The sequence below is a fragment of the Novosphingobium sp. genome (genome assembly GCF_040079535.1).
Taxonomy (GTDB): Bacteria; Pseudomonadota; Alphaproteobacteria; order Sphingomonadales; family Sphingomonadaceae; genus Novosphingobium.
In genome coordinates this window covers 42,733-67,062 of sequence record NZ_JBEBKB010000001.1, presented here as the reverse complement: position 1 = coordinate 67,062, position 24,330 = coordinate 42,733, and the positions used below count along the sequence as shown (strand labels likewise).

The 24,330-nt window shown below is 60.1% G+C and carries 26 protein-coding genes; 14 read left to right on the top strand and 12 right to left on the bottom strand.

What is annotated here, in order from left to right:
* The first annotated feature begins 133 nt into the window (after positions 1-133).
* Together ABL914_RS00340 and ABL914_RS00335 are read left to right on the top strand one after the other, a co-directional pair.
* Positions 134-649 carry a copper chaperone PCu(A)C gene (locus ABL914_RS00340; RefSeq protein WP_391561149.1) on the top strand — a complete coding sequence of 172 codons (516 nt, stop codon included), beginning with the start codon at positions 134-136 and terminating at the stop codon, positions 647-649.
* Between the two features lie 56 nt (positions 650-705).
* The gene (locus ABL914_RS00335; protein WP_391561279.1) at positions 706-1,155 is read left to right on the top strand and encodes a vgr related protein; all 450 of its coding nucleotides are present in this window, start codon (positions 706-708) and stop codon (positions 1,153-1,155) included.
* Here ABL914_RS00335 and ABL914_RS00330 read toward each other — a convergent pair.
* Genes ABL914_RS00330 through hrcA form a run of 3 tightly spaced genes read right to left on the bottom strand, consistent with a single transcriptional unit; the run spans position 1,143 to position 3,486 of the window.
* Positions 1,143-1,847 (bottom strand): hypothetical protein, encoded by a 705-nt coding sequence (locus ABL914_RS00330; RefSeq protein ID WP_391561148.1) that lies wholly within the window; start codon positions 1,845-1,847, stop codon positions 1,143-1,145. The two genes, ABL914_RS00335 and ABL914_RS00330, sit on opposite strands and share 13 nt — an antisense overlap.
* A gap of 4 nt (positions 1,848-1,851) precedes the next feature.
* Positions 1,852-2,424 carry a nucleotide exchange factor GrpE gene (gene grpE, locus ABL914_RS00325; RefSeq protein WP_391561147.1) on the bottom strand — a complete coding sequence of 191 codons (573 nt, stop codon included), beginning with the start codon at positions 2,422-2,424 and terminating at the stop codon, positions 1,852-1,854.
* An 18-nt stretch (positions 2,425-2,442) separates the two neighbouring features.
* Entirely contained in the window at positions 2,443-3,486 is a 1,044-nt protein-coding gene (gene hrcA / locus ABL914_RS00320) for a heat-inducible transcriptional repressor HrcA (protein WP_391561146.1), read from the bottom strand.
* 83 nt (positions 3,487-3,569) lie between these two features.
* Here hrcA and rph point away from each other — a divergent pair, with 83 nt between their 5' ends.
* On the top strand, positions 3,570-4,286 hold the full coding sequence (gene rph / locus ABL914_RS00315; RefSeq protein ID WP_391561145.1) for a ribonuclease PH: 717 nt from the start codon (positions 3,570-3,572) through the stop codon (positions 4,284-4,286).
* Between the two features lie 111 nt (positions 4,287-4,397).
* The gene (gene rdgB / locus ABL914_RS00310; protein ID WP_391561144.1) at positions 4,398-5,024 is read left to right on the top strand and encodes an RdgB/HAM1 family non-canonical purine NTP pyrophosphatase; all 627 of its coding nucleotides are present in this window, start codon (positions 4,398-4,400) and stop codon (positions 5,022-5,024) included.
* On the opposite strand, the gene ABL914_RS00305 is transcribed toward rdgB, so the two are convergent.
* A complete protein-coding gene (locus tag ABL914_RS00305) occupies positions 5,021-5,641 on the bottom strand; it encodes a CAP domain-containing protein (protein WP_391561143.1) in 621 nt (206 codons plus the stop codon). The genes rdgB and ABL914_RS00305 overlap by 4 nt on opposite strands.
* Before the next feature lie 44 nt (positions 5,642-5,685).
* Between ABL914_RS00305 and hemW the strand changes: the two genes are divergently transcribed.
* Genes hemW through ABL914_RS00290 form a run of 3 tightly spaced genes read left to right on the top strand, consistent with a single transcriptional unit; the run spans position 5,686 to position 9,078 of the window.
* Positions 5,686-6,837: a radical SAM family heme chaperone HemW gene (gene hemW, locus ABL914_RS00300; protein WP_391561142.1), complete on the top strand. Its 1,152-nt coding sequence runs from the start codon at positions 5,686-5,688 to the stop codon at positions 6,835-6,837.
* Positions 6,834-7,733, top strand: coding sequence for a tyrosine recombinase XerC (locus ABL914_RS00295; protein ID WP_391561141.1), 900 nt, complete (start codon positions 6,834-6,836; stop codon positions 7,731-7,733). The genes hemW and ABL914_RS00295 overlap by 4 nt, the downstream gene beginning before the upstream one ends.
* A gap of 55 nt (positions 7,734-7,788) precedes the next feature.
* Complete coding sequence (locus ABL914_RS00290; protein ID WP_391561140.1) at positions 7,789-9,078, top strand: S1 family serine peptidase; 1,290 nt, start codon at positions 7,789-7,791, stop codon at positions 9,076-9,078.
* A 33-nt stretch (positions 9,079-9,111) separates the two neighbouring features.
* On the opposite strand, the gene ABL914_RS00285 is transcribed toward ABL914_RS00290, so the two are convergent.
* The 6 genes from ABL914_RS00285 to rsmI form a co-directional block, all read right to left on the bottom strand.
* Entirely contained in the window at positions 9,112-9,309 is a 198-nt protein-coding gene (locus ABL914_RS00285; protein WP_391561139.1) for a lipoprotein, read from the bottom strand.
* Positions 9,310-9,339: 30 nt separating this feature from the next.
* Positions 9,340-11,265, bottom strand: a complete 1,926-nt coding sequence (locus ABL914_RS00280; RefSeq protein WP_391561138.1) for a TIR domain-containing protein — start codon at positions 11,263-11,265, stop codon at positions 9,340-9,342.
* A gap of 97 nt (positions 11,266-11,362) precedes the next feature.
* Positions 11,363-11,965 carry a DedA family protein gene (locus ABL914_RS00275; protein ID WP_391561137.1) on the bottom strand — a complete coding sequence of 201 codons (603 nt, stop codon included), beginning with the start codon at positions 11,963-11,965 and terminating at the stop codon, positions 11,363-11,365.
* Between the two features lie 5 nt (positions 11,966-11,970).
* A complete protein-coding gene (gshB, locus tag ABL914_RS00270) occupies positions 11,971-12,948 on the bottom strand; it encodes a glutathione synthase (protein WP_391561136.1) in 978 nt (325 codons plus the stop codon).
* 19 nt (positions 12,949-12,967) lie between these two features.
* Entirely contained in the window at positions 12,968-13,321 is a 354-nt protein-coding gene (locus tag ABL914_RS00265; protein ID WP_391561135.1) for a YraN family protein, read from the bottom strand.
* Positions 13,322-13,439: 118 nt separating this feature from the next.
* Positions 13,440-14,270 (bottom strand): 16S rRNA (cytidine(1402)-2'-O)-methyltransferase, encoded by an 831-nt coding sequence (gene rsmI, locus ABL914_RS00260; RefSeq protein WP_391561134.1) that lies wholly within the window; start codon positions 14,268-14,270, stop codon positions 13,440-13,442.
* 39 nt (positions 14,271-14,309) lie between these two features.
* On the opposite strand from rsmI, the gene ABL914_RS00255 reads away from it, so the two are divergent.
* The 3 genes from ABL914_RS00255 (at position 14,310) to ABL914_RS00245 (ending at position 18,197) form a co-directional block, all read left to right on the top strand.
* Complete coding sequence (locus ABL914_RS00255) at positions 14,310-15,461, top strand: penicillin-binding protein activator (RefSeq protein ID WP_391561133.1); 1,152 nt, start codon at positions 14,310-14,312, stop codon at positions 15,459-15,461.
* An 83-nt stretch (positions 15,462-15,544) separates the two neighbouring features.
* The gene (gene parE / locus ABL914_RS00250; protein ID WP_391561132.1) at positions 15,545-17,554 is read left to right on the top strand and encodes a DNA topoisomerase IV subunit B; all 2,010 of its coding nucleotides are present in this window, start codon (positions 15,545-15,547) and stop codon (positions 17,552-17,554) included.
* A 73-nt stretch (positions 17,555-17,627) separates the two neighbouring features.
* Positions 17,628-18,197, top strand: coding sequence for a surface-adhesin E family protein (locus ABL914_RS00245; RefSeq protein ID WP_391561131.1), 570 nt, complete (start codon positions 17,628-17,630; stop codon positions 18,195-18,197).
* Here the strand turns inward: ABL914_RS00245 and ABL914_RS00240 are convergent.
* On the bottom strand, positions 18,127-18,429 hold the full coding sequence (locus ABL914_RS00240) for a putative quinol monooxygenase (RefSeq protein WP_391561130.1): 303 nt from the start codon (positions 18,427-18,429) through the stop codon (positions 18,127-18,129). The genes ABL914_RS00245 and ABL914_RS00240 overlap by 71 nt on opposite strands.
* A gap of 74 nt (positions 18,430-18,503) precedes the next feature.
* Entirely contained in the window at positions 18,504-18,893 is a 390-nt protein-coding gene (locus tag ABL914_RS00235; protein ID WP_391561129.1) for a hypothetical protein, read from the bottom strand.
* Positions 18,894-19,062: 169 nt separating this feature from the next.
* On the opposite strand from ABL914_RS00235, the gene ABL914_RS00230 reads away from it, so the two are divergent.
* The 4 genes from ABL914_RS00230 (at position 19,063) to ABL914_RS00215 (ending at position 24,329) form a co-directional block, all read left to right on the top strand.
* On the top strand, positions 19,063-20,427 hold the full coding sequence (locus tag ABL914_RS00230; protein ID WP_391561128.1) for a DUF4139 domain-containing protein: 1,365 nt from the start codon (positions 19,063-19,065) through the stop codon (positions 20,425-20,427).
* A gap of 10 nt (positions 20,428-20,437) precedes the next feature.
* The gene (locus tag ABL914_RS00225; RefSeq protein ID WP_391561127.1) at positions 20,438-22,030 is read left to right on the top strand and encodes a DUF4139 domain-containing protein; all 1,593 of its coding nucleotides are present in this window, start codon (positions 20,438-20,440) and stop codon (positions 22,028-22,030) included.
* A 46-nt stretch (positions 22,031-22,076) separates the two neighbouring features.
* A complete protein-coding gene (locus tag ABL914_RS00220) occupies positions 22,077-23,411 on the top strand; it encodes a serine hydrolase (protein WP_391561278.1) in 1,335 nt (444 codons plus the stop codon).
* Between the two features lie 72 nt (positions 23,412-23,483).
* The gene (locus ABL914_RS00215; protein WP_391561126.1) at positions 23,484-24,329 is read left to right on the top strand and encodes an AAA family ATPase; all 846 of its coding nucleotides are present in this window, start codon (positions 23,484-23,486) and stop codon (positions 24,327-24,329) included.
* The last annotated feature ends 1 nt before the right edge of the window (position 24,330 follow it).

The window sequence follows — 24,330 nt, the reverse complement described above, 5'->3', positions numbered from 1 at the left end:
CCTCCCGCATCTGCAGCAAGGTGGCCGGGCAGCTCTATCAAAGGGGCATATAGGTGCGGTTTTGCTTGGCACAAGGGCCGCAGCCGACTAGCAAGAGCGCGAATTTTGGCCAACCCGGAAAGGACTTTCCAACGTGACCTTTGCTAGCCGTATTGCCTTGCCGTTGATTGCGTCGTTGGCCGTGCTCTCGCTGTCTGCCTGCAAGGGGGAAGGCGATCAAACCGAAGCTGCGGCCAGCGCCGCGCCGGAAGCCAAGCCGGATATCAAGATTAATGGCGCGCGGGTCGTGTTACCGGGCGTTCCGGGCAATCCCGGCGCAGCCTATTTCAGCCTCGACAATCAAAGCAAGGATAACGTCTCGATCGCGGCAGTCGCTGTTGCCGGGGTTGGCCGCACCGAAATGCACGTTACCGAAGGCGACGCGATGAAAAAGGTTGATCGCGCCGATGCCAGTGCCCGCACGCATCTCGATTTTGCGCCAGGCAAGCTTCACGTCATGCTGTTTGATTTTTCGGGCGATATGAGTGCCGGTGATGAGGTGGAATTGACGGTAACTTTCGCCGATGGCGACAAGCTGTCGGTTCAGGCCAAGGTTCAGGCCGCCGGTGAAGCGGCGATGGGCGGGATGAGCGAAGGGCACGATCACTGACCGCAGCGCCGTTCACCTGCCCGGCCGGCGGCGAGCGGCCGCTTGGTGTTGGCGAAATCGCCTTGGTTGAATCTGTCTTCGGCCCGGCCATTGATTGCTCGAAGGTTTTGCTGCGCCGCCGCCGCTGGTGGTGGTTTCAGCCGCGCAAGATTACGATGGCTCCATGCGGCCACCTGCATTTTCACCCTGGCTCAACCAGCTATTGCGACGATTTTTCTGCCGCCACGCCGGCGCTTCAGGGCCATTTTATCCACGAAATGACCCACGTCTGGCAGGCCCAGACGCGCGGTTGGTGGTATCTGCTGCTGGTCGGCCCGTTCCAGCGCAAATATTCCTACAAGCTCAAGCCCGGGAAGCCGTTCCGGGCCTATAATATTGAGCAACAGGCCGAGATTGTGGCGCATGCATTTATACTGCGTCGCGGCTGGAAAATGACCAAACGCACCGCTTCACTGTTGGAACTTGAAGCGCTGCTGCCCTTCAAGACTGCGGATCAGCACAAATAGGTGCTGGCATCGATTTTGGGGCAAGCATCAAGATCCAACGTATCCAGATAGAACCGCTGCGGCTTGATCCGGGTCCAGCGCGGACGCTTGGGAACTGAATCGTCGATTGCGAAGGGTGCGGTGCTCTTTTTGCGGGTCAAAAAGTTTACGCTAAGCTCTTCGCCCTCACCCGAATTGCGCATGAATTCCATGCGATCGTATCCGATCAGCCGAAAGCGGCCGGTCTGAAGTTTGAAGCGATAGGTGTTGGATGTGACGCCCCAGCTGCCGCAAGATTGCCAGTAATGCAGTTTTACCGACAAGACTTGTTTGGCAATCGAAATTCCGCCCTCTTCCAATGGATCGGCAAGGCATGGATTGCCATCGCTGCCTGCCGGCGGGATCAGCTTTGCTGCGGCGGCAATCTGCCTGAAGCCCTGCGCGGTCTTTGCGAAAACCAGCAGATGGCGCGGATTTGTATCAAGCTCTTGCGCGCCCAATCCCGCATTCTGCACAATCAGCCCGGCATTCACCTGCCGGATCACCACGGCGGCATCGGTTACCCCATCACCGTTCAGATCACCGTCAGCTGATGCATCGATTTTCCAGCCTGCCGGAATGGGCGGCCCAGCGGCACGCCGACTATCAGCCGGAGCCGAGCCAAGCAGGCCCGAGACGCCGGCCGCAATCAGCAAAGTGAAAGCCGCTTTCATCCGCTCAATCCGGCTTCTTCGCCACCGCTACCATGGCGGGCCGCAACAGGCGGTCCTTGATCATGTAGCCAGCCTGCAATTCTTGCACGATCGTGCCCGGCGCCGCATCATTGCTGGGCACTTCAAGCATGGCCTGATGCTGGTTGGGATCAAGCGGCATTCCGGTCGCCGCGATGCGGGTGATGCCGTTCAGACCGAATACCTTGTCAAGCTCGCGCGAGGTTGCCTCAATCCCGGCGACGAGCGCATTCAACCGTTCATCTTCACGCAGCTCTTGCGGAATGGCATCCAATGCGCGGGAGAGATTGTCAGCCACGCTCAGCATATCGCGGGCAAAGCCGGTTGCGGCATAGGCCTTGGCATCGGCCACGTCCTTTTCCAGGCGGCGACGCACATTCTGCGTTTCAGCCTTGGCATACAGGATTTCCTGCCGCGCGGCTTCCAGATCGTTCTTGAGGTGCGCCAAGGCATCGCTAAGCGCATGGTCCGCCTGTTCAAGGTCGATCAAATCTTCGGGTACGCCCGCCAGTTCGGCATCCACCGCCGGATCGCCCTGCGGCTTCTTTTCATCGCTCATTGTGTTCAAAAACCTGTTCTAACCGATCAACTTGCCCAACGATTGGGCCGTGAAATCAACCATGGGGACTAGCCGGGCATAATTCAACCGTGTCGGGCCGATAACGCCAACGACGCCAACCACCCGGCCATCACGATCACGATAGGGTGAGGCAATGACCGACGAGCCTGAGAGCGCGAACAGGCGATTTTCCGCACCGATGAATATCCGCGTTGCTTCAGCCGCGCGGGCCGCGTCGAGCAGCTCGGCAACCGATTGCTTGTTTTCCAGATCATCCAACAGCATCCGGATCCGCTCAAGATCACTCAGCGCTGCTTCATCGAGCAGGTTTGATGCGCCGCGCACGATCAGCACCGGGCGGCGCAATGCGTCTTCACTCCACACCGCCAGGCCCCGTTCAACCAGATCGCGGCTGGCGCCGTCCAGTGCTGAATGGCCAGAGGCAATTTCAATTCGAATAGCCCGAACTGCTTCGGTAAGTGTGCGCCCGCCCAGGTGCGCTGAGAGGAAATTCGAGGCTTGTTCCAGAGTGCCAGACGGCAAACCTTGCGGGACCGCGACCACCCGGTTCTCGATCGATCCGTCTGCGCCCACCAGCACGGCCAGCGCCTGCCCATCTCCCAGCGACACCAACTGCATCTGTGCCAGGCGCGGTTCGCGCTGGGGAACCATTACCACCCCGGCGGCGGCGCTAAGCTCGGAAAGCAGCGCGCTGGTTGCGGTCAGCGCCGCCTCGATCGGACCGGGCTGGCCAAGGCGGCTTTCAATCGCCGTGCGTTCTTCCAACGTTGGCTCAGCCACCTGCATCATTCCGTCGACGAACAACCGCAGACCCTGTTCAGTCGGCAATCTTCCCGCGCTGGTATGCGGCGCGGCCAGCAGGCCCAGCCCCTCAAGCTCATGCAGGACCGAACGGATCGATGCGGACGAAAGGCTTAACCCCCCTGCCCCGGCCAACGTTTTGGAGCCGACAGGCTGACCGTTGCCAAGATAGCCTTCCACCACCAGGCGAAAGATTTCGCGGGTTCGGGCGTTCAGTTCAGAGATCGGAAGCGAGGTCATCGGGGTGACAATGTAGTGCTCGCTCTTGCAGGCTCAAGCCCGTTGCGCCAAAGCCCTTGGCATAACTTATCAAAGGAAACCCCATGCGACCTTCCGGCCGCGCGCCCGACGAGATGCGCGTTATCGCTTTTGAACCGCACTTTACCAAACATGCTGAGGGATCGGTGCTGATTTCATTTGGCCATACCAAGGTTATCTGCACAGCCAGCGTCGAAGAACGCCTGCCGCCATGGCTGCGCGGCAAAGGTGAAGGCTGGGTGACGGCAGAATATTCAATGCTTCCCCGTGCCACGCATACCCGGGGCCAGCGCGAAGCAGCGAAGGGCAAGCAATCTGGCCGGACGCAGGAAATCCAGCGCCTGATCGGGCGCAGCTTGCGCGCCGTGACTGACCTCAAGAAGCTGGGTGAACGCCAGATCACGCTCGATTGCGATGTTATCCAGGCCGATGGCGGAACCCGCACCGCAGCAATTTCAGGTGCCTGGGTGGCGCTGCGGATCGCGGTGGACAAATTGATGGCTTCGGGCGCGATCACCGAGGATCCGTTGACCCGCAAGGTTGCGGCAGTCAGCTGCGGCATCTTCAAGGGCAACCCGGTGCTCGATCTTGATTACGATGAAGATAGCTCTGCCGATGCCGATGCCAACTTCGTGCTGATCGAGGGCGGACAGATTGCCGAAGTCCAGGCCACCGCCGAAGGGGCGACCTATGACGAGGAAGCGCTGTTGCGCTTGCTGCGGCTCGCCCGGATCGGGTGTGACAGGATCTTCACGGCGCAAGGTGATGCGGTCGCGAGCTAAAATGCGCCCACCACTCTTCGTCATCCCCGCGTAGGCGGGGACCCAGAGTTGGCCAGCACTAGGTCCCCGCCTTCGCGGGGATGACGACGGGATTGAGAAAAGAGGAAAGCCATGCGCAAACTCGGCTCCGAAACTTTGGTGATTGCCACGCACAACGCGGGCAAGCTCAAGGAAATCGGGGCCTTGCTCGCCCCCTATGGGATGAACTGCATTTCGGCCGGATCGCTGGGGCTGCCGGAACCGGCTGAGACCGGCAAGACCTTCGCTGAAAACGCCCTGATCAAGGCACGGGCCGCAGCGGAAAGCTCGGGCCTGCCGTCGCTGGCCGATGATTCAGGCCTGTGCGTCGATGCGTTGGGTGGGCGACCCGGGGTTTACACCGCAGATTGGGCCCAGCGGCAATGGTTTGAAGGTCCGCCCGGACGTGATTGGTTTATGGCCATGGGCAAGGTGGAAGGCTTTCTGGCAGAACTGGGCGCCGAAGCCGATCGCGGTTGCCATTTCGCCTGCGTTCTGGCGATTGCTTGGCCCGATGGGGATAGTGCCGTTTACGAAGGCCGCGTTCTGGGTTCGCTAACCTGGCCGCCGCATGGCAAGATGGGCTTTGGCTATGATCCGGTGTTCGTTCCCAATGGCGATACCCGTACTTTTGCCGAGCATGACCCAGAAGAGAAGCATCGGATCAGCCACCGCGCCGCCGCCTTTGCCAGGCTGGTGGCCGAACAGTTCGGCGCTTAAGGCACCTGCTGCCCGATGACATTTCCGGCCGGGGCATAACGGCAAACCAGCACATCCCGGCCATTCCCGGTCGCCTTGGCGCAACCAACCTCGCGGGTGCCAGGCCAGATCAGCTGGGTATAGTGGCCGACATCCGCCCATTTTCCGGTGCTTGAGACATCAGGAAACTTGCCGGGACGGAAATACTGTTTTTCATCGACGAACGCGCCAATCATTGCTTCGGGCGCATAGTAGCCGCTGGTTCCCATCCACAGATTCTCGCCAACATTACCGCGGCCTCTCGAGTGTTCGAAAATCCCTTTTGCGGCCAGGCTCTGAGCCCAGCTGCCCGCCTGGGACGCAAGCGCAGCATTCCAGATCAGCGGCGCGATGCCCATTCGTTTGCGCTCAGAATTGTGGCTGCCCAGCACCCGGCCATTGAACGATTGCGGATCCACCACTGGCACGGCTACCGTTGGCGCAGGTGTCGGGCTCGGCTTGGCCAAAGGCGCAGCGCGCTTTTTCTTTTTGCGGGTCAGATCAGAGCTTGGCCCATCAACCCCGTTAAACGGCACCAACGCCGCAATCGGCGCGGCCAGCAAACCGGCAAGCAATGCAATGGCAACAATCTTCTTCATTCCGCCTCCTTGACAGCGCGGCGATTAACGAGCCTGAAACGGCAATGGCCCGCGCGCTCTATATCCATTGGCCGTTCTGCCTCGCAAAGTGTCCCTATTGCGATTTCAACAGCCATGTCCGCGATAGTGTGGACTTTTCTGTCTGGCAGCAAGCCCTGCTGGCCGACATGCGCCACGAAGCGCAAGCTGCTGGCGGTGAACCGCTGGATAGCGTGTTCTTTGGCGGCGGCACGCCCAGCCTGATGCCCCCTGCACTGGTTGCCGCGCTGCTGGATGAGGCGGAGAAGCTGTGGGGTTTTGCGCCGGGTATCGAAATTACCCTTGAAGGCAATCCCAGTTCGGTCGAGGCGACCAGTTATTCCGATCTGGCCAAGGCCGGGATCAACCGGGCCTCGCTGGGGCTGCAGGCGCTCGATAATTCAACCCTTCAGTTCCTGGGCCGATTGCATGATGCAGATGAAGGACTGAAAGCGCTGGAGATTGCCCAGCAGCATTTTGGGCGAGTTTCCTTTGATCTGATCTATGCCCGGCCCGGCCAATCTGCGGCTGATTGGCAGGCTGAGCTGACCCGCGCGCTGGGCTTTGGCACAGGGCATCTGTCACTTTACCAACTGACTATCGAGCCCGGCACGAAATTTGCCACCATGGTCAGGCAGGGCGAATTTGCCCCGCTTGATGATGATGCAGCGGCGGATCTGTATGCCTTGACCCGCGAGATCACAGCCGCAGCCGGGCTTCCTGCATACGAGATCAGCAATCACGCGCGCGCTGGTGAAGAGAGCCGCCACAATCTGACCTATTGGCGCTATCAGGACTATTCCGGAATTGGCCCCGGCGCGCATGGGCGGCGCGGCGGTGTCGCCACAGTGCGCCACAGAAAGCCCGAAAATTGGCTGGCAGCGGTGGCAGGCAAAGCCAATGGTATTGCCGAGGAACGTGCGCTGGATCAGCGCGAGCAAGCCAGTGAAGCGATGCTGATGGGGCTGCGCCTGCGTGAAGGGGTGGATCTGGCGGCGCTGTCCGCAAGGTTTGCTCTTGGCCGGGATGCTCTGTGCAATCCCGCCAAACTGGCGTTTTACATCGGGCAAGGCCTTACCTGGCAATCGGCACGGCGGATCGGAGTGAGCGAAAACGGCATGCCGCTGCTTGATGCGCTGTTGGCTGAACTGGTTCCAGAAAGCCTGATCAAGGCATGACCCGTGCCGATTTTCTCGAAGCTTGGCAGGCTTATCTGATACACGGGCGGCGGCGCAGCGCACATACTGTTCGGGCCTATCTGGCTACGGCAGCCAGGTTGCTGGATGCGATGGAACCGGGCACCTGGCTCGATCTCGCCCGGATCGATAGCGCGGCTTTGCGGGCGCAGCTCGCCCGGCGGAGGGCTGAAGGGCTGGGCAACGCCAGCGCCGCGCGCGAACTATCGGCCCTGAAGGCGTTCATAGCGTTCGCCCGCGATCAGGCGGGTTACGCCGATCCCGCCCCGCCCCGGATGCGCGGACCGAGGATCAAGAAAGGTCTGCCGCGTCCGGTTACGCCTGATGAAGCTGTCAATCTGGCTGCCACTGTAAACGATGACGCCCACCAAGCATGGATCGGCGCGCGGGACCGGGCGGTGCTGCTGCTGCTGTATGGCGCCGGAATGCGAATTGCCGAGGCGCTATCCCTAAGCGGCGCCGCCTTGCCGCTGGCCGAGACATTGGTTGTTACCGGCAAGGGCAACAAGCAACGCGTGGTGCCAATTCTCCCTATCGTGGCGCAGGCTGTGGCGGATTATGCCGTGAAATGCCCGTGGCCGATTGAAAAAGCAGGGCCATTGTTTCGCGGCGCAAAAGGTGGACCGCTTAGCCAGGGCATGGTGCAAAAGGCGATGGCCCGCGCGCGCATTACATTGGGATTGCCAACCAGCGCCACCCCGCATGCGCTACGCCATTCCTTCGCCACGCACTTGCTGGGCGCGGGCGCTGATCTGCGCAGCCTTCAGGAGCTGCTGGGCCATGCCAGCCTGGGCTCAACCCAGATCTATACCAAGGTCGATGCCGCCGTGTTGCTTGATGTTTATCGCAATGCACATCCGCGTGAACAGCGCGATTGACAGGCCCGGGTTGCGAGCGTTTAGTAACCCCCGGTCGCGGGTGGGAGAATAATCCATGAACCGTGTTCGACTGGCTCTCGCTGCTGCGGCGGCAATCGCCCTGGCATCGCAAACCCCCTTGATTGCGCAAGATGAAGATGAAGATGACGCCGGCACTGTAGTGTCCGAGGAGGAGTTTGAGGAATTCGAACTTGTTGATGGCAACGTGGAAGACGATGCAATCGATGTCGATTTTGGCGATGATGGCAAAGGCGATGGAATCGAATTTGTCGATGACGATTGGGAAGTTTCGTTCGACGAAACCGGCGAAGACGGAGAGTTCGACGGCGCAGGTGACGATGAGAACGATAATTGGCTGTTTCAGGACCGCTTGGCAAAGGTTCGGCTAAGCGGCGGCGGCGGCGAGAGCGAAGTTGGCAGCTCAGCGCGTGAGACACCCGGAAGTATCAGCTTTGGCGGAATATTGGCTGGAACGCTGGTCAGACGTCGGCCCACAGCCTTTCAGGTCCGCGACGGACAGGTCAGCTTTCAGGCGCAGGTTCGCTATCGCAGCGATCCAAGCGAATGGCCCGACTGGCTTTCCAGCGGACGCGCCAGAATTTCCGGAAACTTGCCATCGTGGGAACGGCGGCACATTTGTGGCGGCGCGCTGATTGATGCCGATTGGGTTATCACAGCGGCGCACTGTGCGACCGAACGGCACTTCAATCGCAAACTTGAGGTTCTGCTTGGTGCCGATGATATCACGGGCACCGGGGGAGCGGCGTTCAAGATTGATCGGATCATCATCCACGGTGATTACAACAAGGACAATATCTACCGAAACGATATTGCACTTTTGCATCTTGCGCCGGATTCCCGGCTTGGTTCCGCCAGCCGGTACAAGCCGATAGAACTTTTCACTGGTACGGCCCCCGCAGCAGGTACGGCGATTTCCACCCTTGGTTGGGGCAAGACCCAGGGCAGTAATGTATCGTCAGAACTCTACCGCGCCGATGTGAACCTTATCGGGCAAATCAAGTGCAGCCAGCGTCCTGGCTATGGGCGGCAGCTTGTTCCCGAACTGGGGATGGAAGTTGATCCCATCGATAGCAGCGTAATCTGCGGCGGGGACAGCCTGAGCAAGGCCTGCGTAGGCGATAGCGGCGGGCCAGTGGTGCTGACCAACGGCAAGCCAATGCTGCTGGCGATCGTATCGTGGACCAGAAAGGACAGCTGCGGGCAGCCAACTTATCCAGGGGTTTACACCCGGATCGGAGCTTTCACCCGGTGGATCAGAAACGCCATGGCGACCGAAGCAAGCGCCAGCGCCAGAGCCAGGGCTGTTACCTACCTGAGGAACTAGCTTACGCCAGCTCCTCAGGCGGGCTAGGCTGAATCAAGGTTTGACAGTCCCGCCATTGGTGGTTTCGTTGACCTGCGCTGCATCGGTTGCAGTAGCCGCATCGCTGCTGACTGCTTCGGCGCTGGTTTCAGCTACCGGGGTCGCTTCGGCAGTGGCGGCTTCTTCTTTTTGCCCGCAGCCAGCAAGCATCAAGGCTGAGCCAGCAAGCGCGATCAATGCGATTTTCTTCATGTCATTCCCCTTCGTTGCAAGACCTGCAAGCTAACCGAATCCAAGCTCCATAAGCAACCGGGAAAATTCGGGCCTGCTGCGAAGCGGATCGAGCATCGGATCGGTATAGGCCTGCGCCAGCCCGACATCGCCAATCTCGCGCGCGTGGCGCAAGGTCGACAATGCCTGGTCGATCTCACCTGCTTGCGAATATATCTGGGCAAATTGGTAACTTGCGGCATCACCAAACTTCGCCGTCAAGCCATCAACCGCCTGTTTGGCCGCACCAGTATCGCCCAGCCGGTAGGCCACGATTGCGAGACCGGTCGGCCGGGCGAGGCCATCTGGTTCCAGCGTAAATTCAGCTTTTGCCTCTGCTACCTGGCCTTTTTGGTACAGCGCATCGCCGATAAAGGCGTGCGCATGCTCAACCTTCGGATTAAGCGCCAGGGCTTTGCGGCTGCGTTCGATCGTTGTGGCCCAATCACGCGCACAATAGGCCACAAAGGCCGCCAGGCGCTGAACTCCCGGGTTTAGCGGATCCAGCCTGATGGCGCGGGTCGCAGCGCTCTCTGCCGCGGCCTTGCGGCCGGTCTGGGCAGAAAATGCGCTGTAGAGTGAAAGCACCCCGGCATCGCCGTCGCCCAGTTTGCGGGCCTGTTCATACGGTTCAACCGCCGCGCGCAAATCAAGCTTACCTTGCGCCAGAACAAAGCCCAGCGTGGCATGCGCAGAGGCCAGCTCTGGCGCCAGTTCAACCGCCTTGCGCGCTGATGCCAGGGCATCTTCATAGGCCGCCTTGAATTCGTTCGCTTTGCTGCCAGCATTGGTGATGACAACGATCAGCCTGGCGCGCGCAGCGTGGGCCGAACCGAATTTCGAATCCTGGGCAATCGCGATATCGTATTGCGCCAGGGCCGAGCGATAGGCCGCCTCTCCAGAGCGCAATTCATAATAGGCATTGCCGCGCAAATAGGCATCGTAGGCCTTGATATCGGTGGTGCCGCCCGGACCCTTGGTTGCGACTGTACCAGCGCTGACCGTCTGCGCCGCCATCACTTTGGCCACTTCCTGGGCAATGCCGTCCTGGACGGTAAACACATCCTTGAGCTGTTCGTCGAACTCGTTGGTCCAATCCGGGAAGCCGCTTTTGCCGTTGGTTAGCGTGGCCGAAATCCGCAGCAAGTCACCCGACCGCCGCACCTTGCCATCAAGCACATAGGCTACACCCAATTTGGCTGCGATCGATTTGAGATCGGCTATGCCGTCCTTGGTCACCGCTGAAATCGAAGCCGGGGCCAGCACCAGCAAATTCGAATTGCGCGACAAGGTAAGACGGATCTGTTCGGCGATCCCTTCGGCGAAATAGTCCTGATCGGCATCACCGCTGAGGTTGCCGAACGGAAGTACCGCCACGCTGTTACCCGGTGCAGCTTCTGCCCGGCCGGGCCAGAATTGCCACAACGCCAGCGCCGATCCGCCAGCCAGCACAGCCACCCCGCCGCCAAGGATGGCCCGGCGTGAAACCGGCGGTTGGTGCGGCTGCGGCATCGGTTCGGTCGGAGCTTGGCCTGCAAAGCCATTGATCGCGCGGATCACCCGTTCAAATTGGGGGGCGCTGGGCTTTCCGTTCCAATGGGAAATATCGATGACCTGAAATTGGCGAAAACCCAGCGGCGGTTTGGCATCATCGATCCTGAGCGGAACAAGACACCCACGCTCGCGCCCGCGCTGGGCTTCATCACGCACCCAGTGCGAATTGACTGATGTGTTCGACCACAAGACCACCACGGCATCGGCGCTTTCAAGCGCGGCTTCAGTGGTGGGCAGAAACGAATCCCCGCCTTCCAGCAGACCGTCCCACCAAACCTGCAGTCCGCCAGCCTCAAGCGCCTTGATCACCGGAAGCGCGCGCTTCTGGTCTTCGCGTGAATAACTCAGGAATACAGTCGCACCCTTAGTGCCTTCGGGTGGCATGCCGGCAATTTCCCCGCTCAATCTTGCGCAACCCAATAGCGGTGAAGGTTGCCCCAAAATCCACTGTCCGTCAATCTGGCCCTGCAATCCGAGGGTGTTAGCCAGGCTCGCCCTTCCAGCGGATCACCCGCCACAACCAGATTGCAATCGCCAAAATGGCCATGGCGCCGATCGCCGGTCCTGAAATGGCGCTGACGGTATCAAGATATCGCGCCAGCCATTTCCCGCCCAGGATCAACACCGTGTTCCACACCGCCGCGCCCGCAAATGTAAAGGCCAGAAACCGCCAATGCTGCATGTGCGCCAGGCCCGCTGGGAGCGAGATCATGGTGCGCAAAAAAGGCGAAAAGCGTAGGCCAAAGACCATCCATTGGCCGTGCCGCTGAAAGAACCCTGTCGCTTGTTCAACATCGCTCCAGCGCATTGTCAGCCAGCGGCCCCAGCGCGAAATCAGCGGTTCAAGCCGCCGATAGCCAAGCCGATCTCCGGCAAGAAACCAGATGTAGTTACCCAAAGTCGATCCGATTGTTCCGGCCGCCAAAAGCGGCCAGAACGTCATTGTTCCGCGGGCCACGGCAACCCCGCCTGCGCCCATTATCAGTTCGCTGGGGATCGGGGGAAACACGTTTTCAACGAACATCAGCAGCGCGATTCCCCAATAGCCGCCCTGCTCTATCAGATCGATAATCCAATCAGACATGGCGCCTAATGGCCCAGACGACGTTCGATTACATCCCAGATAAGGCCCGGAGTATCAGTACCGTTGAAGCGGTCGATTGCCATAATGCCGGTGGGCGACGTTACATTGATTTCGGTCAGCCATTTGCCGCCGATCACATCAATCCCAACGAACACCAGCCCACGCTCTTTCAGTGCCGGACCCAGCGCGGCGCAAATTTCTTCCTCGCGCGCGTTCAACGTAGTCACTTCGGCATAACCACCCGCGGCGAGGTTTGAGCGGAACTCACCAGCACCGGGCCGGCGATTGATTGCGCCAGCAACCTCGCCATCGATCAACACGATGCGTTTGTCGCCCTCGCTGATTTCGGGAAGGAACGGCTGGAACATGTGCGGTTCGACCCAGGCGTTATCGAACAGCTCGATCAAGGCGCTCAGGTTTGATCCATCAGCCGGGATTCGCACCACCGCCTTGCCGCCGTTGCCATGGAGCGGCTTCATCACCAGATCGCTCCACCCGTTCTCAATCTGGCGGGCGTGAAACGCGCGGACATCCTCAATCCGCCGGGCGATCAGAGTCGGCGGCATGAAATGCGCGAAATCGAGCACATAAACCTTTTCAGGCGCATTGCGGACCGAAGCCGGATCGTTGACCACCAGCGTTTGGCCCGCAAGCCGCTCAAGCAGATGGGTCGCAGTGATATAGCTGAGATCAAATGGTGGATCCTGGCGCATCAGGACCACATCGACATCGCTGGCCAGATCGATGCTGCGATGTTCACCCATGCTGAAATGATCGCCCGATTTGCCGGATTCTGGCCGCTGTACCGTAACCGGCGCAGCCCATGCTGTCAGCCGTCCGCTTTCATAGGCAAGCGTCTTCACATCATAGTGAAACGCACTGTGCCCACGCTTTTGCGCGGCCTCGATCAGGGCAAAACTGGAATCTCCATTGATATTGATCCCTGCAAGCGGGTCCATCTGGACGGCGACGGTAACAGGCATGGCCGGGGAATTCTCCGCTTCAAAGCATCAGGGCATTTGCCATGTGGCGTGGCCAGTGCCCCGGCGCAAGGAGCAAGACGTCGATCCGTTGCAGATCGTTGGCCTTGGCATAGCGATGACCCACAGCTTGTGCGGCGGCGGCCACCCGGCGCAGGCGATACGGATCCGCTGCGTGATCAAGATCACTCGCACTGGTGCGCCACTTTACCTCAATAAACGCCACAGTCCTGCCGCGCCGCGCGATCAGATCAATTTCGCCGCGCGGCGTCTTGACCCGCCGGGCCAGAATGCGCCAGCCTTTAAGCCGAAGATACCATGCCGCCAGCACTTCACCGCGCCTGCCTTTGGCTTCACGCTCGGCCCGAGAGTTCAATTGGCCAATCCTTCGTCATCCCCGCGTAGGCGGGGACCCAGAGTTAGTCGGCACTGGGTCCCCGCCTGCGCGGGGATGACGAGAGGCGCGGGGATGACACGAGAGGATGTGGGCTTGATCAAGGCTTCAGTTCCAGCGCCCGGGCATACAGGGCCTTGCGGTCCAGCCCCGTCGCACGGGCCACTTCGGCGGCGGCCTGACTGGGCTTCAGACTTTCCAGGGCTACTGCCAGCAAGGCATCGGCATCGGCGGCGCTGGTTTCCTGCTCGCCGGGCGGGCCTATCAGCAGGACGATCTCCCCCCTGGGCGGATGCGCGGTGTAATGATCGATCAGGTCTTGCGGGCTGCCGCTGCGGCATTCCTCAAACAGTTTGGTCAGTTCGCGCGCCACTGCCAGTTCGCGGCCGGGCAGGCATTCACCAATCGCCCTGAGCGAGGCCAGCAGCCGCGGCGCGGTATCGAAAAATATCAGCGTGGTTTGCACCGCACCCAGTTCCTTCAGCACCGCGCGCCGGGCCTTGTCCTTGTTTGGCAGAAAGCCGGCAAACAGGAACCGGTCGCTGGGCAGGCCCGACAGGCTGAGCGCCATAACCGGCGCGCTGGCGCCGGGAATGGCGGTGACCATGATCCCGTGCAACCGCGCCGCCCGCACCAGCTGATAGCCAGGATCGGAAACCAGCGGTGTCCCGGCATCGCTGACCAGTGCCACTGCCTGGGTTGCCGCCATGGCAATCAAGTGATCGCGGGTCGCTTCGCTGGCGTGATCATCATAGCGGATAAGCTTTTGCTTGATCCCAAGGTGCTGCATCAGCTTGCCGGTAACGCGGGTATCTTCACAGGCTACCGCAGCCACGCCACACAGTACCGCGCTGGCCCGGCGGGAAAGATCGCCCAGATTGCCAATCGGCGTAGCGACGATGTAGAGTCCGGCTTGAAGCGGTTGATCCATGGACCTTTCCATGGACCGGCCAGCGGGGAGCGACAAGTGATGATCGAATGGAAAGCCAATCGGCGAACACTGATCACGGCCGGCGCGCTGGCACTGCTGGCGGGGTGCAAGGTAATTCCAAAGGGCGTGGAAGAAGTGCCGCCGCCCGCCCCTGCCCCAACCGATAATCTGCCAAATGACAAACAGCGCCAGCGGATTGCATTGCTGGTACCACTAAGCGGGCCTGATGCCGCGCTGGGTCAATCGATCGCCAATGCCACCACGATGGCCTTGCTGGATACCAATGCCCAAACGATCCGGATCACCAGCTATGATACCGCCCCCGGCGCAGCCAGCGCAGCGGCCAAGGCCCTGCGAGACGGGAACCGGCTGATCCTTGGGCCGATCTCCAGCGCTGATATTGGCGCTGTGGCGGCGGCCGCGCGGGGCCGCAAGGTTCCGTTGATCACCTATAGCAGCGATCCGGCACTGGCCACGCGCGATGTATTTGTGATGGGGCTGGATCCCGCCAATGCGATGCAGCGGGTGGTTGATTTTGCCAGTTCAAAAGGAATGCGCCGCTTTGCCCTGCTGGCCCCCAAAGGCACAGCGGGAGCCCGCGCCAGTGCGATCTATGCCGCTGCGGTTCAGGCCGCTGGCGGAACGCTGGTTTCCACCCAGACTTACGATCGGGGAAATCGCTCGATCATCAGCGCGGCCACGCGGCTGAAGGCACGCGGCGGATATGATGCGGTGCTGATCGCGGATTCGCCTAAATATGCTGCAATGGCTGCTCCTTCGCTCAAGCCGGCCGGAGCTGCGGTGCCAAGGATCCTGGGCTCTGAAACCTGGAGCGGCGATCCGCTGGTGGGCAAGACTGCATCATTGCGCGGGGCCTGGTTCGCGGCGATTTCAGACACACGGTTTCCGCGCTTTGCCGAAAGCTTTCGCGGCCGGTTTGGCACCGCGCCCTATCGGCTTTCAACGCTGGGCTATGACAGTGTGCTGCTGACCGTGCGGATTGCACGTGATTGGCGGCTGGGATCGCCCTTCCCGCTGGCCCGGCTGACAGAGCGCGATGGGTTCCTGGGGCTGGACGGACCGTTCCGGTTTGGGAGCGCCGGAATTGGGGATCGCGCCCTGGAAGTGCGTGAGGCCCGCAGCGGCGGGGTGACAATCGTCAGCCCCGCGCCTGAGAAATTTGCGGACTGAGCAAACGAAAGGCCGCGATGGCTCTTGAAAACCCAAGCCCCCTGCTTGCGCGCTGGATTCACAGCGTTCTATAGGCGTTCCCTATGTCCCAATCTCCCGAAGACCTGTTCGATGCCCTGCCCGCCAGCAATGGCGAAGCCTATGATGGTTCTGCGATCGAAGTGCTGGAAGGGCTTGAACCGGTCCGCCGCCGCCCCGGTATGTACATCGGCGGGACCGATGAACGCGCGTTCCACCACCTTGCTGCCGAAGTGCTCGACAATGCGATGGACGAGGCGGTGGCCGGGCATGCCAATCGGATCGAGGTTACACTTGAAGAAGGCAACCGCCTGACCATTACCGATAATGGCCGCGGCATTCCGGTGGATGAGCATCCCAAATATCCGGGCAAATCCGCGCTCGAAGTCATCCTGACCACGCTGCATTCTGGCGGCAAGTTTTCAGGGAAAGCCTATGCCACTTCAGGCGGGCTCCATGGGGTCGGGGTCAGTGTGGTCAACGCGCTATCCAGCCTGACCCGGATCGAAGTGGCCCGCAACAAGGAGCTGTTCGCTCAGGAATTCTCACGCGGGGTGCCGTTGGGGTCGCTCCAGCGGTTGGGCAGCACGCCCAATCGGCGCGGGACTTCGGTGACCTTCGTGCCCGATACCGAAATTTTTGGCGATGATGCGAAGTTCAAGCCATTGCGCTTGTTCAAGCTTGTCCGGTCGAAGGCTTATCTGTTCGCCGGGGTTGAAATTCGCTGGAAATGTGCGGCCACGCTCGCCAACGAAGAAGTTCCAGCCGAAGCTGTGTTTCAATTCCCCGGCGGGCTGGCCGATCACTTGCGTGAACAGATCGGGGCCCGTGAATGCGTCACTACCCAGTTCTTTTCTGGCACCCAGGATTTTCCCGCCAACAACCAAGGGCACGAGGAACAAGGCCGCGTTGAATGGGCAATCGCCTGGCCGCTGTGGTCGGACGGATCGTATAGCTATTATTGCAACACCATCTCAACCCCGGATGGCGGCACCCACGAAGCTGGCCTGCGGGCCGCGCTGACCAAGGGGATCCGGGCCTTTGCTGATTTGATTGGCCAGAAAAAGGCCAAGGATATCGCGCCCGAAGACATCGTTACCGGCAGCGAGGTGATGCTATCGGTCTTTATCCGCGATCCCCAATTCCAAAGCCAGACCAAGGACCGCCTGACCAGCCCTGAAGCAGCGCGGATGGTTGAAAACGCGGTGCGGGACCATTTTGACCATTTCCTGGCCGATAACCCTGAACGCGGCAAGGCGCTGCTAGGTGCAGTGCTGGAACGGATGGACGATCGGCTGCGCCGCAAGGCCGAGCGTGAAGTTAAGCGCAAGACCGCAACCAATGCGCGCAAGCTGCGTTTGCCCGGCAAGCTGACCGATTGCACCGGCGAAGGCGATAGGGAAACTGAACTGTTTATCGTCGAAGGGGATTCAGCCGGCGGCAGCGCCAAGCAAGCCCGTGACCGCAAGACCCAGGCGATCCTGCCGATCCGCGGCAAGATCCTCAACGTTGCCAGCGCCACCGCTGAAAAAATCCGCGCCAACACCGAAATCAGCGATCTGGGGCTCGCGCTTGGCTGCGGGTTTCGCAAGGACTGCAATGCCGATCATCTGCGCTATGATCGGATCATCATCATGACCGACGCCGATGTGGATGGCGCACATATTGCCACTTTGCTGATGACGTTCTTCTTTCAGGAAATGCCCGAAGTGGTTCGCCGCGGCCACCTGTATCTGGCGCAGCCGCCGCTCTACCGGCTGACCGCCGGCAAAGAAAGTGCCTATGCCCGCGATGATGCCCACCGCACCGAGCTGGAAGAAACCCGGTTCAAGGGCAAGAAGGTTGAGGTTGGCCGGTTCAAGGGCCTGGGTGAAATGAACCCCCAGCAATTGCGTGAAACCACCATGGACCCCAAATCGCGCGGGCTTTTGCGCGTTACCCTGCCAGCCGAATACGAAGGCCGCGCGGCGGTAAAGGAACTGGTCGACAAGCTGATGGGCCGCGATCCGGCGCAGCGCTTCATGTTCATCCAGAACCGCGCGGGGGAACTGGATAAGGATATGATTGACGCGTGAGATTGGGCGGTTGCCCCCGGCTTGACATTCGATTGGTCCTATCTAACCGTCCGGGACCGAAGGAGATTTGCTCATGCGCCGCCAGCTAACTGTTTTGATTGGATTGTCCATCTGCCTGGCTGCGGTGCCTTCGGCCAGTATCGGGCAAAACGGCCAGGACGGGCAACCCCTGCCCGAAACGACCTGGCTTCCGCTGACGTTGAACGCCAATGATTTCAGCGCCATGGTATTTGTTGAAGAACCTTCAATTGATCGCAAAAGCAAATCACGAAGCTATATTGCCGTTCGGGTTTTTCGGACGATTGAGCGCGGCCGCCGGGCGTATCGTGAGCATTGGAACTTTGATTGCAACACTAACGCGGCATGGTTCGATTGGGTTGAAGTTTATGACGGGGATGGCAAGCTGATCCAGACCGTCAAGGTATCGCGCGAAAGGACTGAGACCAAGGGCTTTGAGCCTGGTACTGTCGGCGCAGAAATGCTCGATTTTGCCTGCTCTGACACTCCAGCCAAGCTTGATCCGATCACCACCTCTCCGCTGACTTTCGGGCCCGATTTCCTTGACTATATGCTCAGGAAGGAAGGCGCAGCTCCTCCGCCTCAAACAACCGCATCACCGGCGGGGAAGCGGCCATTGCGCTAAGTTCGCGCACGAATTCACCCGATTGCGGCACCGCAAAGTGGGCTTTGACAGCGGCCATATCGGCCCATTCCTCAACGAACACGATCCGGTTCTGATCCGCTGCATCGCTGTGGCAATTGTGGGCGATGCAGCCCGGCTCAGCGCGTGAACGGGCCGAATGCGCTATGCCCAGGGCAAGCGCCTGTTCGCGGTGTTCGGCGCGCACCACAACGTGGCCGGTAATCAGGATCATTGCGGCACCTCTGCCCAGTTCAGCAAAAGGGGCGCCGCAGCCTGGCCGCAGCGCCCCAAATCGTCAGATACAGGTTACTTGGCTTCTGCTGCGATCGCGTCGCGGCCAACGCGTTCGATTGCCCCGCAGCTGCGCACCATGCGGGTCAAGGCCGGATCCTTCTTATCCAGCATGGCCAGCAGCCGTGCCTGACGCGGATTGAATTCGGCGTCAAAATCCTTGATTTCCTTGCCTGACAGCGTGTTCGCTGCAGAGACAAAACCAACCGCAGAGTTGGTCGATTTTTCCTTTTCGGCGGCACTCTCACCCGCTTGGGCAAACAGGATCTGCATTGCCGCACAATCCATCAACAGGTTGTACATCACCGGATCATAGTCATTCGCCTGGGCTGAAGCCTGGACCGGGATCAGCGCCATCGAGGCAGCCGTCAGCAGCCCAACGCTGCTCCGCAAAATAGTCTTCATCGAAACGAACCTTTCAAATCAATTGAGCTCACACTTGCAGCACAAATCATCCAAACTGCCAGAATTTGCAAGTGCCGGGTTGTAGCAAGGCAAAATGCTGGATTAATCATTGCCTTGGGTGGCCGAACTGATAGCCTCTTGGCCTGTTGAATGAGGGAGCACCACGCCTATGTCGCGCCTGCCAGTCCTTGCGGCGATTTCATTGATCGCGCTAGCCACCGCAGCCTCTGCAGACCCCGGGATCGACATCACGATCTATGCCGATAATCAGGCCCTGGTGCAGGATACCCGCGTGATTACGTTCACCGGGGATCAGGCCCAGCGGGTTGAATTCAAGAATGTTTCGGCCCAGATTCGGGCGGAAACCGCCAGCCTTTCGGCCAGTGACATGACCATTCTTGAGCAGAATTTTGATTATGATCTGCTCTCTCCATCAAAGATCATGGAAAACGCGGTTGGGCAAACGATCACGCTGGTCCGCACCAACCCCGCAACCGGGCAGGAAACGCGTGAGCGCGCTACCGTGCTGGCCGCCAACGGCGGTGTCGTGCTGCAGATAGGTGACCGGATCGAGGTGCTGCGCGACGATGGCCTGCCGGTGCGCGTAATCTTTGACAAGGTTCCGCCCAACATGCGGGCCGAGCCGACCCTTTCGATGACCGTGGCGGCCAAGCCAGGCACGCGTGAGGCAACCCTGCGTTACCTTACCCCGGGATTGGGCTGGCGGGCCGATTATGTGGTGCTGTATGATGAGGGCAAAAGCACAATCGATGTGCAAGGCTGGGTTACGCTGAGCAACAATTCGGGCGTCAACTATGACAATGCCCGCGCAGTACTGGTCGCGGGTAACCCGCGCATGCTGAATGGCGGCGGGGGCTGTTTTGATTGCGGATCGAGCGACGAGGCCGGAACCGAAGCCGGCACCCGTGAGCGGCTGGGCGGCTATTACCTATACCCCCTGCCAGCGCGCACCACGATTGCCAACTTGCAAACCAAGCAGGTCAGCTTCCTTGATGTCCACGGCGCCCCGGCGCAGCACGGCTATGAATTGCGCTTTGGCTGGCTGCAAACCGCCAGCCAGCCAATCAGCGCCTGGACGGTCTATTCCTTTACCAACGGTTCGCAGGGCGGGCTTGGCGATCAGCTGCCCGCAGGCGTAATGCGGTTTTACATCCGCGATGCCAAAGGCCAGCCACAGTTCATCGGCGAACGCGGTATCGGCCACACCCCGATGGGATCGAAACTGTCGATCGCGACGGGAGAGGCCTTTGATGTGAAGGTCCACCCGGTGGTTACCGCGCGAACCAAAGTGGGCAAGACCCGCTGGAAAACCGACATGCGTTATACGCTTACCAACGCCTCTTCCAAACCGGTGACGGTCAAGGTGATCCAGGGCGGATTATGGGGCGACACCAAGGTTTCTGCCGAAAGCCAGCGCAGTGAACGCCGCGATGCTGAAAGCGTGGTCTGGACGGTAACGATCCCGGCAGAGGGCAAGGTTGAACTGACCGCCACATTCGATTCGCGGTATTGATACACTGCTGATGCGCTGGTTGCTGGCCATGATACTATCGCTGATCGCCGCTTTCCCGGCGGTGGCGCGCGATGTGGTGGCCGGGGCGCCGGGCGATGTTTCGCTGACGATCTACCGCGATCCCTATCGCGATAGCGGCGCGATGCAGCTGAATGATCTGGGCGGTTTTGCTGTGGTAAGCGAAACCCGGCGGGTAACCCTGCCAGCCGGCCGGCACCGGTTGCGGTTTGTTGGCGTGGTCGATGGAATTATCCCGGCCAGCGCGGTCATGTCTGGCCTGCCGGCTGGCGTGGTTGAGCGCAACCAGGATGCCGCATTGCTATCGCCGTCATCGCTGATGCGGGCCGCGCGGGGCAAATCGATTATGCTGACCCGTACCGATCCCGCCACCGGAAAAGCCATGCGGCTTCCAGCAGAGATCGTATCGGCCAGCGAGGATGGCGTGGTGTTCCATACCAAGGACGGGGACGAAGCATTGCGCTGTTCGGGCTATCCTGAGACCTTCCGCTATGGCCGCGATGCGGAAGGGCTGTTTGCCCAGCCAACGCTATCGGTAATGGTCGATGTTTCCCGCGCGATGACGGTCAAGGTGACGTTGACCTACCTTGCCCAGGGGTTTGACTGGAACGCCAGCTACACCGCGCGGCTCAATCCCGCCGGGACTGCGTTTGATCTGGGCGGATGGATCACGCTGGCCAACGGCAATTCGGTAAGCCTTAACAATGCGCAGGTGCAGATCGTCGCCGGACGGCTTAGCCGGGCGATGGTTGACCGGATCGTTGACAACGCGCCCGCCGCGATCGCACGCTGCTGGCCAATGGAAAAAACCAGCGATATTCCCGAAAAGCCCGATCGTCCCTATGTGCTGGTCCAGCCCTATTTGGAGAGACCCTACCGGCGTTGGCGGCAGCCAGACAACGACAAGGGCGGGATCATCGTGACTGCACAGCGCCGAACCCAGATGATGCAAGACACGCCCACGGCAGTAAGCGCCTATAGCAGCGAAGCGATCCAGGAACAGCTCGGCGATCTGAAGATGTACCGGATCCCGCGCCTTACCAGTGTGGCGGCGATGCAGATGAAGCAGACCCGGCTGCTGGAACGCGCCGGGGTTTCATATGAGCGGTATTACACCGCGCGCATCTATATCAATCCGAACAAGCAGCCCTGGTTCGATCAGACCGTGGCCATGCTGCGGACCCGCAATGACAAGAAGCATTCGCTGGGCCTGCCGTTGCCCGCCGGGATTCTGCTGATCGATCAGTTCCAGTTTGGCCGGCCGATGGTTTTGGCCGAACCAGAGCTTGGCGATACTGCCGTCGATGAGAAAATCGAACTTGCGATCGGGGCGGTATCCGATGTTACCGTGCAAAGCCGCTGCATCGACGACAAGGACCGCAAATATGTGATGGAAACCACCATCACCAACGCCGGTGCAACCGAGATCCAGTTTGAGCTGGAGATCGAGAACGGGCTTGATCTGAAGATCACCAACAGCACAATTGCGGTGATCGAACGTGATGGCAAGCGGTTGATGCTGATAACTATTCCGGCGGGCGGTGCTGTGATTGCGGGCTATACCGGGCACTATCAGTACGATTGATTGTGAATCGCCCAAAAAGGCGCGGCGCGGGGGATTAGTGGTGGCGATGGTGGTAAAGTGGTGGCATGATCGCGGTGTGCGCTTTGCCCTGCCCCTTGCCCTGACCCTTTGCGCTTTGCCAGTGACAGCGCAGGCCCCACCGGCTGCGATTGCGCAGCCAGCAAACGATGCTGCCGCAGTCCTGCTTCAATCCCGCGCGGAAGATGCCATGCAGGTCTTCAACAAAGCAAAATCAGCGGCAGAGGTTTTCAGCCCGGATTTCCTGAAAGCGGTGCCACCTGCCCAATTGGCAGAGATCGGCCAAAGCCTGCACGCGCAGTTCGGGCCTATCCTGGGTGTTGGAGAGCTTGAACGGATTAGCCCGGTGACGGCAAAGTTCAACTTTCACTTCGCCAAGGCGATGGCCCGGGTGCAGCTGCGGATCGATCCTGAAACAACCATGATCACCGGTTTGCTGATTACCGATCTGGTTCCGCTGGATGACAGTCCCCAGGCGGTAATTGCAGATTTTGCCGCGCTGCATGGAAAGGCGGGCTTCACAATCACCCGGCTGGGCGCGGCGGGCCGCGAAGAAGTGCTGGGCCACAAATCGGATCAGCAATTCGCGATCGGTTCCGCGTTCAAGCTGTGGGTATTGGATGCGCTGGCCCACGATATTGCGCTGGGCAAGCGCAAGTGGAGCGATGTCGTACCGCTTTCTGCCCGATCACTGCCTTCGGGCGTGATGCAGGGCTGGCCGCAAGGCACGCCGGTTACGCTTGCCACATTGGCCACCCAGATGATTTCGATCAGTGACAACACCGCCACAGACATGCTGATCAAGGTGCTGGGCCGCGAAGCGATTGCGGCACGGGTGCGCGCAACCGGCCATTCCATGCCATCGCGGATGCTGCCTATGCTGTCCACACTGGAAGCTTTCAGCCTGAAATTGGGGCCCGCCGCCCGGCGCGAAGCCTATGCCGCGGCCGGCGATGATCAGCAGCTGGCGATGCTTCAGCGGTTTGGCCCAGGCCTGTCGGTTGACGCGATCGATCTTGGCCAGCTGGTCCCCGATAAGATCTGGCATATCGAAACGATTGAATGGTTCGCCTCGCCGCGCGATGTGGCCGGCGTGTTGCAATCGCTGCAGCGCCGCAAGGATCCGCGGGTAATGCAGATCCTCTCGGTCAATTCGGGGATCGGAACCGATGTCGCCGCAAAATTCACGCGGTTCGGCTTCAAGGGTGGTTCTGAGGAAGGTGTGCTCAACCTCAGCTGGGTAGTCCAAAACAAGGCCGGGCAATGGTATGCGATCAGCGCCAGCTGGAACGATCCGGAAAGGCCGGTTGATCAGATGCCGTTTCTGGCCTTGACCCGCCGTTTGCTGGAACGCGTCAAGTAGGCTCTTGCCACCTGCGCTCGGGCACCTTATCGCCCTTAATCGAACGATTAAGAAACGCATTAGGGAGCACCCATGGCCCGGTTTGAAGGCACTGCCAATTATGTCGCCACCGATGATCTGAAGGTTGCGGTAAACGCCGCTGTGTTGCTGCGCCGGCCGTTGCTGGTTAAAGGCGAGCCGGGCACCGGAAAGACTGTGCTGGCGCATGAAATCGCCAAGGCCGTGGGCGCGCCGCTGATCGAATGGAACGTCAAAAGCACCACCAAGGCGCAGCAAGGGCTTTACGAATACGATGCCGTCGCCCGGCTGCGCGATGGCCAATTGGGCGATGAACGCGTCCACGATATTTCGAACTACATCAAGAAGGGCAAATTGTGGGAGGCTTTCACCAGCCCCCAACTGCCGGTTCTGCTGATCGACGAAATCGACAAGGCCGATATCGAATTCCCGAACGATCTGCTTCAGGAACTCGATCGGATGAGCTTTGACGTGTATGAAACGCGCGAACGGATCACCGCTGCAGAGCGCCCAATCGTGGTGATCACATCGAACAACGAAAAGGAACTGCCCGATGCGTTCCTGCGCCGCTGCTTCTTCCACTACATCAAGTTCCCAGACCGTGAGACGATGCAGGCGATCATCGACGTCCACTTCCCCGATATCCAGAAGACGCTCGTGTCAAAGGCGATGGATATCTTTTACGAAGTGCGCGACGTGCCAGGGCTGAAGAAAAAGCCGTCAACGTCAGAGCTGCTCGATTGGCTCAAGCTGCTGCTCAATGAAGACATGCCGCTGGATGTTCTGCAGAACAAGGATCCCACCAAGGCGATTCCGCCGCTTCACGGGGCCTTGCTCAAGAACGAACAGGACGTGATGCTGTTTGAACGACTGGCCTTCATGGCGCGGCGGCAGACCTGAT

Bases quoted from the DNA above. Each gene is read 5' to 3' on its own strand.
- ABL914_RS00330 (WP_391561148.1), bottom strand. From the start codon at position 1,847: ATGAAAGCGGCTTTCACTTTGCTGATTGCGGCCGGCGTCTCGGGCCTG.
- grpE (WP_391561147.1), bottom strand. From the start codon at position 2,424: ATGAGCGATGAAAAGAAGCCGCAGGGCGATCCGGCGGTGGATGCCGAA.
- hrcA (WP_391561146.1), bottom strand. From the start codon at position 3,486: ATGACCTCGCTTCCGATCTCTGAACTGAACGCCCGAACCCGCGAAATC.
- rph (WP_391561145.1), top strand. From the start codon at position 3,570: ATGCGACCTTCCGGCCGCGCGCCCGACGAGATGCGCGTTATCGCTTTT.
- rdgB (WP_391561144.1), top strand. From the start codon at position 4,398: ATGCGCAAACTCGGCTCCGAAACTTTGGTGATTGCCACGCACAACGCG.
- ABL914_RS00305 (WP_391561143.1), bottom strand. From the start codon at position 5,641: ATGAAGAAGATTGTTGCCATTGCATTGCTTGCCGGTTTGCTGGCCGCG.
- hemW (WP_391561142.1), top strand. From the start codon at position 5,686: ATGGCCCGCGCGCTCTATATCCATTGGCCGTTCTGCCTCGCAAAGTGT.
- ABL914_RS00295 (WP_391561141.1), top strand. From the start codon at position 6,834: ATGACCCGTGCCGATTTTCTCGAAGCTTGGCAGGCTTATCTGATACAC.
- ABL914_RS00290 (WP_391561140.1), top strand. From the start codon at position 7,789: ATGAACCGTGTTCGACTGGCTCTCGCTGCTGCGGCGGCAATCGCCCTG.
- ABL914_RS00285 (WP_391561139.1), bottom strand. From the start codon at position 9,309: ATGAAGAAAATCGCATTGATCGCGCTTGCTGGCTCAGCCTTGATGCTT.
- ABL914_RS00280 (WP_391561138.1), bottom strand. From the start codon at position 11,265: ATGCCACCCGAAGGCACTAAGGGTGCGACTGTATTCCTGAGTTATTCA.
- ABL914_RS00275 (WP_391561137.1), bottom strand. From the start codon at position 11,965: ATGTCTGATTGGATTATCGATCTGATAGAGCAGGGCGGCTATTGGGGA.
- gshB (WP_391561136.1), bottom strand. From the start codon at position 12,948: ATGCCTGTTACCGTCGCCGTCCAGATGGACCCGCTTGCAGGGATCAAT.
- rsmI (WP_391561134.1), bottom strand. From the start codon at position 14,270: ATGGATCAACCGCTTCAAGCCGGACTCTACATCGTCGCTACGCCGATT.
- ABL914_RS00255 (WP_391561133.1), top strand. From the start codon at position 14,310: ATGATCGAATGGAAAGCCAATCGGCGAACACTGATCACGGCCGGCGCG.
- parE (WP_391561132.1), top strand. From the start codon at position 15,545: ATGTCCCAATCTCCCGAAGACCTGTTCGATGCCCTGCCCGCCAGCAAT.
- ABL914_RS00245 (WP_391561131.1), top strand. From the start codon at position 17,628: ATGCGCCGCCAGCTAACTGTTTTGATTGGATTGTCCATCTGCCTGGCT.
- ABL914_RS00240 (WP_391561130.1), bottom strand. From the start codon at position 18,429: ATGATCCTGATTACCGGCCACGTTGTGGTGCGCGCCGAACACCGCGAA.
- ABL914_RS00235 (WP_391561129.1), bottom strand. From the start codon at position 18,893: ATGAAGACTATTTTGCGGAGCAGCGTTGGGCTGCTGACGGCTGCCTCG.
- ABL914_RS00230 (WP_391561128.1), top strand. From the start codon at position 19,063: ATGTCGCGCCTGCCAGTCCTTGCGGCGATTTCATTGATCGCGCTAGCC.
- ABL914_RS00225 (WP_391561127.1), top strand. From the start codon at position 20,438: ATGCGCTGGTTGCTGGCCATGATACTATCGCTGATCGCCGCTTTCCCG.
- ABL914_RS00220 (WP_391561278.1), top strand. From the start codon at position 22,077: ATGGTGGTAAAGTGGTGGCATGATCGCGGTGTGCGCTTTGCCCTGCCC.
- ABL914_RS00215 (WP_391561126.1), top strand. From the start codon at position 23,484: ATGGCCCGGTTTGAAGGCACTGCCAATTATGTCGCCACCGATGATCTG.